This is a genomic window from Streptomyces sp. NPDC027672 (genome assembly GCF_055566335.1).
In genome coordinates this window covers 338289-350244 of the sequence record NZ_JBVHSO010000005.1, presented here as the reverse complement: position 1 = coordinate 350244, position 11956 = coordinate 338289, and the positions used below count along the sequence as shown (strand labels likewise).

Sequence of the window (11956 nt, the reverse complement as noted above, 5' to 3'; positions counted from 1 at the left end):
CACCGATGCCTGACGGGCGGTCGCCTGCCGAGAGGGACCCAGTTGATCCCGCTCCTCCAGGCCGTGCCGCCGGTGCGCGGTAAGCGTGGCCGGCCTCGGCGCCGCCCGAGTGCGGTGCTGGGCGACCGTGGCTACGACCACGACAAGTACCGCCGCCCGGTCTGGGATCTCGGTGTGAAACCGCTGATCGCTCGCCGCGGCACCGAGCACGGCTCTGGCCTGGGCGCCCGACGCTGGGTCGTGGAAAGGGCGTGAGATGCGCGACGCGGTGGTTGCGGCGACGTTTTCTGCTATGTCGTGTCGGCGGGCCGGGTCAGCGGGTGAAAGCGACAGATGCCGCAAGGTCCTTCTGGGTTTCGAGTGCGGTGAGACGTCCGGTGAGTGCGGTGTGGACGGCGTCGTAGGTGTCGGAACCGAGAGGGAGGCGCAGGGGCGGGTGCGGGTGGCGGGTGGTGTCGTAGATGGCGGCGGCGAGCTTGGCCGGGTCGCCGGTGAAGACGCTGTCGTCAGCGGCCTCCAGGTAACGCCGCGTCCGGCCGACGGCGTTGTCACGGTAGGCGGCCGTCTCGGTGGTGTAGTGCAGGGCCGAGGCGAAGCCGGTGCGGGTGGCGCCGGGCTCGACCAGGGTGAGGTGGATGTTGAAGTCGGCCACTTCGCGGCTGACGCTCTCGGTGAAGCCTTCCAGCCCCCACTTGCCCGCGTGATAGGAGCTGTGCGTGGGGGTGGCGATCTGGCCGCCCATGCTGGAGATTTGGATGATTCGGCCTCCGCCCTGCTCGCGCATCGGCTTCAGGAAGGCCCTGGTGATCAGCATGGGAGCGAGCAGGAGGACCTCGATCTGGTCGCGGATCTGCTCGACGGTCATCTCCTCGGCGGCGCCCACGACTGCGTATCCGGCGTTGTTGACCACGATGTCCACCGGTCCGGACTGGAGGGTTCTGCCGACCACTTGGTCGACGTCGGTCGGCCGGGTGAGATCAAGGATCTCGACGGTCAGCCGGTCGCCGTACGTCTTACGCAGGTCTTCCAGGGCTGCGGGGTGGCGGACCGTGGCCGTGACGCGGTCGCCGCGCTGGAGGGCGTGTCCGGTGAGATGGCGGCCCAGGCCGCCGGAGGCTCCGGTGATGAACCATCGGCGTACGGCCTTGTCGGGCGGAGTCGGCATGGGAGTCCCCTGGAGTAGAGTGTTACCGGAATGCATTCCGGTTAGGAGTTAAGCGGAATGCATTCCGGAATGCAACCGAAGACAGGCACCGGAGGAACCTGCATGCCCCCCACCCCTCGCCGGACCAGGAGCGATGCGCTACAGAATCGGGAGCGCCTGCTGGAGGTCGCCGCGCAGCTCTTCGCCGAGCAGGGGCTGGACACCGCACCGGCCGCCATCGCCAAGCAGGCCGGCGTCGGTGTCGGCACGCTCTACCGGCACTTCCCGACACGAGAAGCCCTCATCGACGCCGCCTACCGGCACCAACTCACCCGCGTGTGCGAGAAGGCGCCAGACCTCCTCACCCGGCATCCGGCCGTCGAGGCCACTCGCATCTGGATGGAACACTTCCTCGAGTACGCCACGGCCAAGAGCGGCATGTCCGCAGCACTCAGCGCGGTCATCGCCTCCGGAGTCGACCCATACGCCGACAGCCGCGCACTCCTTACCGGCGCCGTCGCCACCCTCCTTGATGCCGGCGCCCACGACGGCAGCCTGCGAACCGACGTCACCTCCGACGATGTTCTCCTCCTCATGGGTGGCATCGCCTATTCCGTGCAGCACGGCAGCAAGGAGCAGGCCCGTCGGCTCGTCGGCCTCCTCATGGACGCGTTGACCAAGGGCTCGACCGCAGGCTGAACCCAAGCTCCCGGATCCGGCGCGTCCAACGCGCCGGCACGGCCAGTCCATCGAACGGCGCTGTCGACGCTCATGAGGCTCCAGGCCCATGACGCGCACCGAACTCCGCGCGCATTCCGTGGGGAGTTCTCACCCCCCACCGCCCGGGCGGTCGGCCCGTGGTGACGGAGGAGTCCGGCCGGAGCATCAGGTCACGGCGTCGGGGTGAAGGCGGGCAGCGTGAGGGCCGAGTGGGCCGGTCGTGCTGCCGGGGCGGGCAGGGTGACGAGGTGGCGCAGCCGGGCGTCGCGTTGCTCCAGGGCCCGCCGCGTGGTGGGGAAGAGCGTGGCCGCGCCGGTGTCGACCAGGGCCTGGTTCATGGCCGCGAAGGGGCGGAAGCCGCGTTCGTACGCGGCGAAGGCCGCGGTGTGGTCCCGGTGCGCGGCCAGGGCGGCGGCGAGCGTGTAGGCACCGGCCAGCGCGAGGCTGGAGCCTTGTCCGGTGAGGAACGAGGGTGCGTACGCGGCGTCGCCGACGAGCGCGACGCGGCCGCTGGACCAGTGGGGCATGCGGATCTGGCCGGCCGTGTCGAAGTACAGGTCGTCCGCGTCGCGCAGGGCGTCGACCAGACGGGGAACCACCCATCCCGCGCCCGCGAAGACCGTGGCGACCAGGTCCCGCAGGGCGTCGGGGTCCCGGAGGGCGTCGGCCGGCGGGCGCGGCCGGTGGAAAGTCAGGAAGGCGTGCAGTGCGTCGTCGTCGCCGACGGCGTACAGCGCCGCGGCTTTCCCGGGGGCGTTCCACATGGTGACCTCGCGGGAGAGTCCGTAGGTGTTCGGCACGGTGAACAGGGCGAAGCAGTACCCGAGGTAGCGGTGGAACCGTCCTTCCGGGCCGAACACGGCCGCCCGGGTGGGCGAGTGCATCCCGTCGGCGCCGATCACCAGGTCGAACGTGCGCCGCCGCCCACTGCGGAAGGTGATGTCGACCCCTGGTCCGCACTGGTCGAGGGTGTCGATGGAGTCGCCGAACAGGAACTCCACGTCGTCGCGGACCGCCTCGTGGAGGATCGCGGCCAGGTCCCCGCGGCGCACCTCGAGGTCCTGTCCCTCGACACCGCCGGCCACGGCGCCCGGGGTGAGCGAGGCCACTTCGCCGCCCTCCGCGTCGAGGAAGGTGACCCGGCGGGAGTCGATATGCGCGTCCCGCAGTCGCGGCAGGATGCCCATCCGCCGGGCCACTTCCGTGGCGGTGCCGCGGATGTCGACCGGGTAACCGCCGTCGCGCAGGGCGCCTGCCTTCTCGACCACGGTGACCGCGTATCCGCACCGGTGGAGCCAGTAAGCCAGCGCGGGTCCGGAGATGCTGGCCCCGGAGATCAGGACCGTGCGCTTCACGGTGGTGCCCACGTTCCTCGACGGGCCGGTGCGTGTCATGCCTGGACTCCTTTTTTCGTGACCCGGACAACGAACAGGGAAAGTGCGGCGACGAGACCGGCGACGGCGAAGCCCGTGACGAAGGCCGACTCGGCCGGCCGGCCCGTGACCGGCTCGGCCCCGGCGTCGAGGAGCGCGCCGGCCACCTGGGCGCCCAGGGCGACGCCGATCACCCGGGTGACCACGAGCAGGCCGGTGGCGATGCCGATGTCCTGGGTCTCGATGGCCGTGGCGGTGCCGGCGAGCAGCGCGGTGGTGCCGGCGCCCGCGGCGAACGCGGTGAGCACCTTGGCGAGGACGAGCTGCCAGGGCGCGGTGTGCACCGACGCCAGGGCGATCATCGTGACCGCCGTGACGACGGTGCCCGCGATGACCACGGCCCGCGGACCGAAACGCCGCGCCGCGACCCCGCCCACCGAATCGCTCACCGCACCGGCGAGGGCGCCGGGCAGCAGGAACAGTCCGATGTCGGTGGTGCCGGCCCCGAAGCCGTACCCGTCGGCCGGGAGCGCGAAGAGCTGCGGGACGAGGAAGAGGACCATCCCGGAACTGGTGGTGACGACGAAGGTGAGCACGCACGCGCTCCACATCGCGGGCCGTGCCAGCATGCGCAGATCGACCATCGGCGAGGCCGCCCGGCGTTCCACGAGGACCCATCCGGTGGCGAGGGCGGCCACGAGCACCACGAGGGCGCCGACCGCGAGCGGCGGCACCCCGCCGTCCCCGGTGACCGTCACCAGCCCGAGCATGAACGCGAGCAGCGTGCCGCTCAGCAGCAGCGTGCCGGGCCAGTCGATCCCGGCGCGCGACCGGACCGGCGGATCGTGCGGCATCAGGCGTGCCACGAGCAGTGTCGCCGCGATGACCGCGAGCGTCGGCAGGGCGAACATCCACTGCCAGGACAGTCCTTCCGCGATCGGCCCGGCGCCCAGCACGCCCACCACGCCGCCGCCCGTGAACAGCGCGACGACCACCCCGATCGCCGCCTGCGACTTCCCTGGCGTGAGGTGTTTGCGCACCAGGATGAAGGAGAGGGGCAGCGCGCCCACCATGGCGCCCTGCAACACCTGACCGAGCAGCAGCACCGGCAGATTCGGCGCCAGGCCGGCCAGCAGGCCCCCCGCCGAGACCACGGCCGCCAGCCGCACCAGCACCCGCTTCCCGCCGTAGCGGTCGCCGAGTTTGCCCGCGACCGGGGTGACGACCGCGCCGGTGACGAGTAACGCGTTCCCGATCAGGGCCCCTTCGCCGGGGCTGACGCCCAACTCGTCCTGCAGCAGCGGGAGCGCGGGCTCCACCACCGACTGGAGGGTGCCCAGGGCGAGCGCCAGGAAGCCCAGAGCGCCGACCGGCAGCCACCCGAGGCGGACCGGGCCGGCCGCGGCTTCGGACGCGGGCGGACCCTCCGCGCGCCGGCGCCGGCGGAAGGGCCACCGTCCGGCGCGGTAGTAAGAAGTCGTCACCTGCTGATCACTCCAGACACCACTAGGCAAGCAAGAGGGAGGCGCGCGATCCCGCGCGCCTCCCACACTTCCGCGTGCCGTCCCGGCGGGCATCGTCCCCCGCACCCGTCCCGGCCTGGTGCACCCGGACCAGCCGCTCACCGTTCCTGGTGCCTGCGCACTACACACCGGCCGGGTCCGGGGCTCGGCACATGCCGTGGCCTGCGGCAGTACCGCGCGTCAGCGGGCCGTACCGCGCTGCCGCCTGATCGGTTCTCCCACCCGGTGCAGGTGCGTCAGGGCCTCGCGGTAGGAGCGGAGCAGACCGGTCTCGTGGTAGGGCACGCCGATCTCCGCGCAGTACGCGCGCACGATGATCCGGGCCCGGCGCAGATGCGGGGTGGGCATGCTCGGGAAGAGGTGGTGCTCGATCTGGTAGTTGAGCCCGCCGAGCAGCACATCGGTGAGCCGGCCGCCGCGGACGTTGCGGGAGGTGAGGACCTGGCGGCGCAGGAAGTCGGGTCGCGCGTCGCCGCTGAACGTGGGCATGCCCTTGTGGTTCGGGGCGAAGGTGCAGCCCAGGTACACCCCGAAGAGGCACTGGTGCACGGCGAGGAACGCCACCGCCTTGCCGGGCGGGAGCACCAGGAACAGCGCCGAGAGGTAGACGGCGAGGTGCAGCAGGAGCAGTCCGGCCTCCAGTGTGCGGTGCTTCATGGACGGCGAGCACAGCGCCCGCAGGCTCGAGACGTGCAGGTTGAAGCCCTCCAGCGTCAGCAGCGGGAAGAACAGCCAGGCCTGGTGGCCGCCGATGAGACGGGCCAGGCCCCGGCTGTCGCGGGCCTGGTCGGTGGACCACACCAGGATGTCCGGGGCGACATCCGGGTCCAGGTCCTCGTGGTTGGGGTTGGCGTGGTGGCGGGTGTGCTTGTTCATCCACCAGCCGTAACTCATGCCGATCCCCAGGTTGCCGAAGAGCCGGCCCCACACTCCGCTCGGCCGGCCGCGCCGGAAGACCTGGCGGTGCGCCAGGTCGTGGGCGACGAGCGCCGTCTGGCCGTACATCAGCGCCAGGAAGGCGGCCACGGCGAGCTGCCACCAGGTGTCCCCGAGCGCGAGGGAGGCGCCCCAGCCCGCCGCCGTCAGCGCGACCACGAGCCCGAGCCGTGCCGCGTAATAGACGGGGCGGCGCCGCATCAGCCCCGCCTCGGTGATGCGCCGGGACAGCCGGGAGAAGTCGCTGCCGGCTCCACGGGAAGGGCCGGCGGACACGATGGGCAGGGGTGCGGCCTGCGGGGAAATCGTCATGCCGTCGAGTCTCGGCACGCCCGCCGGTCCGGAACAGCCTGCCAGGCACCGTCCCGGATCGGGGGATTGCCCCCGTACCGGTCGGGTGGTGCCACCACTCCACCCCCGTGAACTGGGCTTTCACCGAAACCGTGCCACCCTTGGCGCGGCACGGGACCCGTCCTCGGTGCTGTCGACGCCAGCGACACGCACGCCGCACGTACGCGATACGTACGCGGTGGGAGCGGTTATCGGAGTACAGTGGGAGCGGAGGTGCGCATGTCCGAGTTGTTCGACGCGGTGGACGCGCTGGTCGCGTCCCGTTCCCCGCTGCCGCCGCCGGCGGAGCGCAGACGGCTGCGCCAGGCGCACGCGCTCACCCTGGACGAGGTGGCCGCCGCCTTGCACGTCCGGCGGGCGACCGTGGGCGGCTGGGAGTCGGGCAAGACCGAGCCGCGGCCCCCGGAGCGGGAGGCGTACGCACGCCTGCTCGGACAGCTCGCACGGCTCTACCCCGCCCCCGAAGGCACCGGTACGCCGCAGGAGGACACCGCAGTCCAGGAAACGTCGACCCCTGCGACGCCGGCAGCCGCGGCCGAGCCGACGGCGTCGGCGGGCGGTGCACCGGACGCCACGGCCGGGACCGATGAGTCGCCCTCCGCTCCCCGGGCCACCGATCCCGCTCCGGCCGCCACGACGCATCCCCGGACCGCTCAGCAGCCCCGGGCCCCGCACCGTCGTGGTGCCGAGAGCACCGCCCGGAAGACCGCCGCGCGGGCCACCACAGAGGGTGCCGCCGCGCCCGGCGGCCCGTACGCGCACGGTCCGCTGCTCGTCCTCGACGCCGACGCCGACAAGCAGGTGACCGGCTACGGCGTCGGGGGGGTGATCCTGGACGTGCCGGCCAAGACGCTGCCCGCCCTGGTGGAGTGGACGCTCAGCGAGGCGCGGCTCGGGGCGGAGCGGCTGCACGGTTCGGGCAAGGACGCCGATCCGCTGCTGGTGCTCACCGAGGCCGCGTGCGAGCGGTACGGCTTGCCCGTGCAGTTGTCGGAGTCCGAGCGGCTCTCCGGGCGGCTGCCGGAGGGGCACAAGGTCGTCAAGCAGCTCGAGCGTGCCGACTGGCGGCTCACCAAGCGGGGGCTGGGGCCGTGGGCGCGGATCTACCGGCCCGCCCAGGGGGGCCGCCGGAACTGCGTGCAGTTGTGCATCCCCTCCTGGCGTGCGCTGGACGACCGCGCGTGGGGGCATGCCGCGCGCCTGGAGCCGGCGGAGCTGGCCCGCGTGCTGGGTGTGTACGCGGGCCGGGTGACGACGCCGGTGGGTTCCACCGCGGTGACGGGGCTGCATCTGATGACGGCGCTCAACCCGCCGACCCGTGCGAGCGAGCCGGACGCCGACGGCAAGCGGCACCGCGAGCACCGCCCCGGGTCGCTGGGCACGGAGCCGGTGGACCCGGCGCCGTGCGAGGCACCCGACGGGCATCCCGTCCTGGCGCACCTGCCCCGCTTCCATGTGCGCGGTCCCGGCGAGAAGCTGTTCGAGGAGGCCTACGACTGGGCGCGGGATCTGACCGACGCCGAGTGCGGGAAGCGCCATCTGGTCGGCCTCGACGTGAACCTCGCTTTCGGCGCGGCCGCGAACGGCGCGGTCGTCGGCCTGGCGTCACCGCCGGTGCACGTCACCGGTCCGGTCTTCGACGCGGCGCTGCCCGGCTCGTGGCTGGTCGACCTCTCCCACGTCGATCCGTCCCGGGTGAAGGTCGGCAAGCAGTGGCGGGACCTCGACGGCGCGTTGCTGCCCAGCCCGTTCACTCCGACCGGCGAACGCCCCGAGGGGCCGGCCTGGTACGCCACCCCGACCGTGGCGTACGCCGTCGAACTCGGGTACGACGTCGCCCCGGTCGAAGCGTGGGTGCGCCACGAGAGCGGCCGGTTCCTGGACGGCTGGTACAAGCGGCTGCGCGACGCCTACGTCGCCACCATGGCGGACCTCGGTGTCGCCGAGAAGCTGCCGCCGGCCGAGTTCCTGAGGGCGATGGAGGGCTGCCGGCAGCGTGACCCCGAGATGGCCGTCGTCCTGGACGCCGTGAAGATGACCGTCAAGGGCGGCATCGGCAAGCTGCGGGAGAAGGCGCGCGGCGGCGGCTGGAAGCCGGGGCAGCCCTGGCCGGCCCTGGCCCGGCCCACCTGGCGCCCCGACATCCGCGCCACGGTCATCTCCCGGGCCCGGATCAACATGCATCGCAAGATGCTCAACCTGGCGGCGGCCACCGGGCAGTACCCGGTCGCGGTCCTGTCCGACTGCGCCGTGTACGCCGCCGACGGACCCGGCCCGCTGGACGTCCTGCCCTACGACGCCGACGGCAAGACCGTGCCCGGATCCTTCCGGCTCGGCGTCTCGCCCGGGATGGTCAAGCACGAGGGCACCCAGAGCGTGCTGTGGGGCGCGGAGGTGCTCGAACGGCTCGGCGCCGACGGCCATGTCGCCAACCTGGCCCGCTACATCAAGACCGGTGAGGTCACCGCGAAGGACACCGGGGAATAGGGGGGCACGGCACGATGGTGGCGATCGGGGAAGAACTCGGCAAGGCGGTGCAGGGCGCGTTCACGCGTCCCGTCCCCAAGTCCGCCGGGGCGCAGATGCGCTATCTGGTCCGGGCGCACCAGCGCAGTACCCGGCGGGTGGCCGAGCTGCTCGGCATCAGTCAGCGCACCGTCGAGCGGTATGTGAAGAACCAGATCAGAACGCCCCGCCCGGAACTCGCCGGCCGGCTCGAACGCGAGGTCCGCGCGCGCTGGCAGCCGCAGGTCAGGGCCAGGGCCAAGCAGGCCGCGGTCACCACCCAGGGCATCATGATCGATGTCCGGGCGCGGTTCGGCTACACCGCCGCCCCGGGCAGTACCGACGACGCCCGGCTGCGGCACCTCACCCTCGCGCTGCCGCCCGACCAGGCCGCCCGTCTCTTCCAGGCCCAGGAGGGCGGCGCCACCGAGGAGCAGCTCCGCCGGGTCGCGGCCGGGGCCCTGGGCGAGGTCTACTTCCGCGACAGCGGCCGCCGCGCCCACGGACTCGAAGTGGAACTGACCGATCTGGAACACCTCGAGTTCGAGCTGTAGCCGGAGCGGGCGGCAGGGCGCGGGTGGCGCCGGGTCACCGTGCGGCGCCGGCGCCCGCGGCAGGCAGGTCTGCCCTGGCCACCGGAGGGTGACGGCGGATGTCCGCGCCGGGTGTGCCGGTGCGGGACGGCGTCGTCAGGAGGCGGGCCGTTCCGCCGGCCGGGGCGGGGCGGGGGCGCGCTGGGCGCGCAGGGTCCGCAGGGCGAGGGACAGGATGGTGCCGGGGTCCCTGGGGTCGAAGTCGTCGGCGAGGTCCGGCGGGGCGGGGACGCGGGCGGCGCCGGGTGCCTGCCCGCCGCGGCCGCGCAGGGCCCGCAGGAAGTCGTCGGCGTGTTCGCTCCGGGCCGTAGGCGCCGGACTGTCCGGGGTGGCGGTGCTCCACACGGTCATGCGCACTCCCTGCTCGGCCTTCCGGGCTTCTCGGGTCGTCACACGTTTCCTCGGGGCCCCCGGCCCCGGGCGTCGCCGGGCGGCGGTCCGGGGCTGCGCCGGTGACCGCCCGCGCGGGGGACGGCGCGGCGCTCACCGGTCCGGGGGCAGGTCACCGCACGGTGACCGGGTCCGCCGCGCCGTCGCGCCGCGGCGCGAGGACTCCGCCCGCGGGGCGGTCGGCGGCCAGGAACTGCGCCACGCGTTCGGGGGCGTCCAGGGCGGGGTCGGGGGCGAGGTCGAGCACACCGGCCCAGGAGCCGGGCAGCTCCCGGCCCACCGACCGGCCGAGGTCCCACAGCCGCGCCGTGACACAGTCGGCGCCGCCCGGGCGCTCGCTCCCGCCGAGGGTGACGCACCACAGCCGGGGCCGGGCGGTGCGCGGGCGGCCGGCGACGATCCGTGCCGTCTCCCGCAGCAGCCGGGTCGCGGGCCCGGCGCCCTCGTGCGTGGGCGGCAGGGCGAGCACGGTGAGTTCGGCACCGGCCGGGCGGGCGAGCCCGGTGAGGTCGTCGGGCTCCTCGATCGCGGTCCAGGGCAGGCCCGCCGCGGCGAGCGGTCCTTCGAGGCGCCAGGCGCGGTCCACGTCCCCGACGACCACGGCCCAGCCGTCATTTCTGATACGCACGGGGCATGCTCCTTTCGGACCGGACCAAAGTGAGCGCGGACCCCAACGGACCCGGTAGGAAATTCAATCAGTACGACCGCACCCGGATCAATGAACCAAAGTACATAAGTGGATCGCACTCCTGCGGGGGCACCCGGCCGGAGAGGTGACTGACCGTCAGATTCACCTGCCGAGGGACGCGTTAGAAGGGAGCACTCTACGGAGCCGCCATCACCAGTATAGTTCGACTTCGATCCACCTGTTACAATTGTATTGCACAATGAGAGGCAATGAGGTGATAATATGGCTCGCTACTTCACTCAGCCCGACGTCGATGAGATCCAGATCCTGAATGTCATGAAGGCGCTCTCGGACGAGATTCGAATGCGGCTCATTTCGGTCCTCGCAGACGGTGAATATCACGCCTGTCGCCCCGAGGAGTTCGACATCGGCGTCCAGAAGTCCACCCTGTCCCACCACTTCAAGGTCCTGCGCGAGGCCGGCCTCACCATGACCCGGCTCGAGGGACGCAACCACCAGGTGCGGCTGCGCCGCGAGGACCTCGACCAGCGTTTCCCCGGGCTGCTCGATTCCGTGCTCGCCGCCTTTCCGGACCGACCGGCCGGCGTCGCGGACTGACCGGCACCACTTCGCCCGTACCGTCGCACGCACGAGTTCGAGGGAGATCCGATGAAGCTGGGATTCCAGACGAATTACTGGTCGTCGGGCCCGCCGCAGACAGCCGAGGCGCTGATCGCCGAAGCCGAGCGGCTGGGGTTCGACTCCGTCTGGACCGCCGAGGCGTACGGCTCGGACGCCCTGACCCCGCTCGCCTGGTGGGGCAGGCAGACCTCGCGGGTACGGCTCGGCACGAACATCGTCCAGATGTCGGCCCGTACCCCGACCGCCACGGCGATGGCCGCGCTCACGCTCGACCACCTCTCCGGCGGCCGGTTCGTGCTCGGGCTCGGCGCCTCGGGCCCGCAGGTGGTGGAGGGCTGGTACGGGCAGCCGTACCCGAAGCCGCTGGCCCGGACCCGTGAGTACTTCGACATCGTGCGCCAGGTGATCGCGCGCCGCGCCCCGGTCGCCTTCGAAGGCGAGCACTACCGGCTGCCGTACCCGGCCGGCACCGGACTCGGCAAGCCGCTCAAGTCCACCGTGCACCCGCTGCGCCCCGAGGTGCCGCTGTACCTGGCCGCGGAGGGGCCCAAGAACATCGCGCTCGCCGCCGAGATCGCCGACGGCTGGCTGCCGTTCCTGTTCTCCCCGCGCGCCGACGCCTTCCACCGCGAGCAGTTGGAGGCCGGCTTCGCCCGCCGCTCCCCCGAGCGCAGCGCCCGCGCCGGCTTCGAGATCGCCGCGGGCGCCCCGCTCGTCCTCGACGACGACGTACAGCGGGCCAGGGACACGGTGCGGCCCTGGATCGCGCTGTACGTGGGCGGCATGGGGGCCAAGGGCGCCAACTTCCACAACGACGTCGTGGCCCGGCTCGGCTACGAGGCGGAGTGCGCCAGGATCCAGGAACTGTACCTGTCCGGGCAGAAGAAGGACGCCATCGCCGCCGTACCGGACGCGATGGTGGAGGACGTGTCGCTGGTCGGTCCCAAGGAGAAGCTGCGCGACGAACTGGCGCGCTGGGACGAGTCGTTGGTCACCACGCTGCTGATCCGCAACGACGACCCGAAGACGCTCGCCACCGTGGCCGAACTGAAGCCCTGAGCCGGCGGGCCGCCGCGGGACCGCCCTCCCGCGGCGGCCCGCCCTGACACACGACGGCACATGACGGCGGATGACGGCGCCGGCGGCCGGTT

11 protein-coding genes and 1 pseudogene are annotated in these 11956 nt (G+C 72.5%); 6 read left to right on the top strand and 6 right to left on the bottom strand.

Going from position 1 to position 11956, the window contains the following annotated elements; genetic code table 11:
• Positions 1-9: 9 nt before the first annotated feature.
• Positions 10-252 (top strand): annotated as a pseudogene (locus ACZ4SV_RS15070) (IS5/IS1182 family transposase); the annotation flags it as partial.
• A gap of 61 nt (positions 253-313) precedes the next feature.
• Here ACZ4SV_RS15070 and ACZ4SV_RS15065 read toward each other — a convergent pair.
• The gene (locus ACZ4SV_RS15065; RefSeq protein ID WP_468004525.1) at positions 314-1165 is read right to left on the bottom strand and encodes an SDR family oxidoreductase; all 852 of its coding nucleotides are present in this window, start codon (positions 1163-1165) and stop codon (positions 314-316) included.
• 102 nt (positions 1166-1267) lie between these two features.
• Here ACZ4SV_RS15065 and ACZ4SV_RS15060 point away from each other — a divergent pair, with 102 nt between their 5' ends.
• Positions 1268-1843 (top strand): TetR/AcrR family transcriptional regulator, encoded by a 576-nt coding sequence (locus tag ACZ4SV_RS15060; RefSeq protein WP_468004523.1) that lies wholly within the window; start codon positions 1268-1270, stop codon positions 1841-1843.
• A gap of 191 nt (positions 1844-2034) precedes the next feature.
• On the opposite strand, the gene ACZ4SV_RS15055 is transcribed toward ACZ4SV_RS15060, so the two are convergent.
• The 3 genes from ACZ4SV_RS15055 to ACZ4SV_RS15045 all read right to left on the bottom strand — a co-directional run bounded on the left by ACZ4SV_RS15055 (position 2035) and on the right by ACZ4SV_RS15045 (position 6008).
• Positions 2035-3258 carry an FAD-dependent monooxygenase gene (locus ACZ4SV_RS15055; RefSeq protein ID WP_468004521.1) on the bottom strand — a complete coding sequence of 408 codons (1224 nt, stop codon included), beginning with the start codon at positions 3256-3258 and terminating at the stop codon, positions 2035-2037.
• Positions 3255-4613 carry an MFS transporter gene (locus ACZ4SV_RS15050; RefSeq protein ID WP_468004800.1) on the bottom strand — a complete coding sequence of 453 codons (1359 nt, stop codon included), beginning with the start codon at positions 4611-4613 and terminating at the stop codon, positions 3255-3257. Before ACZ4SV_RS15050 ends, ACZ4SV_RS15055 begins: the two co-directional genes overlap by 4 nt.
• Before the next feature lie 327 nt (positions 4614-4940).
• Positions 4941-6008 carry a fatty acid desaturase family protein gene (locus ACZ4SV_RS15045; RefSeq protein ID WP_468004519.1) on the bottom strand — a complete coding sequence of 356 codons (1068 nt, stop codon included), beginning with the start codon at positions 6006-6008 and terminating at the stop codon, positions 4941-4943.
• 258 nt (positions 6009-6266) lie between these two features.
• On the opposite strand from ACZ4SV_RS15045, the gene tap reads away from it, so the two are divergent.
• On the top strand, positions 6267-8534 hold the full coding sequence (gene tap / locus ACZ4SV_RS15040) for a telomere-associated protein Tap (RefSeq protein WP_468004517.1): 2268 nt from the start codon (positions 6267-6269) through the stop codon (positions 8532-8534).
• 14 nt (positions 8535-8548) lie between these two features.
• Positions 8549-9106, top strand: coding sequence for a telomere-protecting terminal protein Tpg (gene tpg / locus ACZ4SV_RS15035; RefSeq protein WP_468004515.1), 558 nt, complete (start codon positions 8549-8551; stop codon positions 9104-9106).
• 135 nt (positions 9107-9241) lie between these two features.
• On the opposite strand, the gene ACZ4SV_RS15030 is transcribed toward tpg, so the two are convergent.
• Together ACZ4SV_RS15030 and ACZ4SV_RS15025 are read right to left on the bottom strand one after the other, a co-directional pair.
• Positions 9242-9496 carry a hypothetical protein gene (locus ACZ4SV_RS15030; RefSeq protein WP_468004513.1) on the bottom strand — a complete coding sequence of 85 codons (255 nt, stop codon included), beginning with the start codon at positions 9494-9496 and terminating at the stop codon, positions 9242-9244.
• Positions 9497-9647: 151 nt separating this feature from the next.
• Positions 9648-10163, bottom strand: a complete 516-nt coding sequence (locus tag ACZ4SV_RS15025) for a Rossmann-fold NAD(P)-binding domain-containing protein (RefSeq protein WP_397940118.1) — start codon at positions 10161-10163, stop codon at positions 9648-9650.
• A 282-nt stretch (positions 10164-10445) separates the two neighbouring features.
• Between ACZ4SV_RS15025 and ACZ4SV_RS15020 the strand changes: the two genes are divergently transcribed.
• Together ACZ4SV_RS15020 and ACZ4SV_RS15015 are read left to right on the top strand one after the other, a co-directional pair.
• Positions 10446-10781, top strand: a complete 336-nt coding sequence (locus ACZ4SV_RS15020) for an ArsR/SmtB family transcription factor (protein WP_365884134.1) — start codon at positions 10446-10448, stop codon at positions 10779-10781.
• 51 nt (positions 10782-10832) lie between these two features.
• A complete protein-coding gene (locus ACZ4SV_RS15015; protein WP_397940120.1) occupies positions 10833-11864 on the top strand; it encodes an LLM class F420-dependent oxidoreductase in 1032 nt (343 codons plus the stop codon).
• Positions 11865-11956 lie beyond the last annotated feature (92 nt).

Bases quoted from the DNA above. Each gene is read 5' to 3' on its own strand.
- ACZ4SV_RS15060 (WP_468004523.1), top strand. From the start codon at position 1,268: ATGCCCCCCACCCCTCGCCGGACCAGGAGCGATGCGCTACAGAATCGG.
- ACZ4SV_RS15015 (WP_397940120.1), top strand. From the start codon at position 10,833: ATGAAGCTGGGATTCCAGACGAATTACTGGTCGTCGGGCCCGCCGCAG.
- ACZ4SV_RS15065 (WP_468004525.1), bottom strand. From the start codon at position 1,165: ATGCCGACTCCGCCCGACAAGGCCGTACGCCGATGGTTCATCACCGGA.
- ACZ4SV_RS15055 (WP_468004521.1), bottom strand. From the start codon at position 3,258: ATGACACGCACCGGCCCGTCGAGGAACGTGGGCACCACCGTGAAGCGC.
- tpg (WP_468004515.1), top strand. From the start codon at position 8,549: ATGGTGGCGATCGGGGAAGAACTCGGCAAGGCGGTGCAGGGCGCGTTC.
- ACZ4SV_RS15020 (WP_365884134.1), top strand. From the start codon at position 10,446: ATGGCTCGCTACTTCACTCAGCCCGACGTCGATGAGATCCAGATCCTG.
- ACZ4SV_RS15030 (WP_468004513.1), bottom strand. From the start codon at position 9,496: ATGACCGTGTGGAGCACCGCCACCCCGGACAGTCCGGCGCCTACGGCC.
- tap (WP_468004517.1), top strand. From the start codon at position 6,267: ATGTCCGAGTTGTTCGACGCGGTGGACGCGCTGGTCGCGTCCCGTTCC.
- ACZ4SV_RS15045 (WP_468004519.1), bottom strand. From the start codon at position 6,008: ATGACGATTTCCCCGCAGGCCGCACCCCTGCCCATCGTGTCCGCCGGC.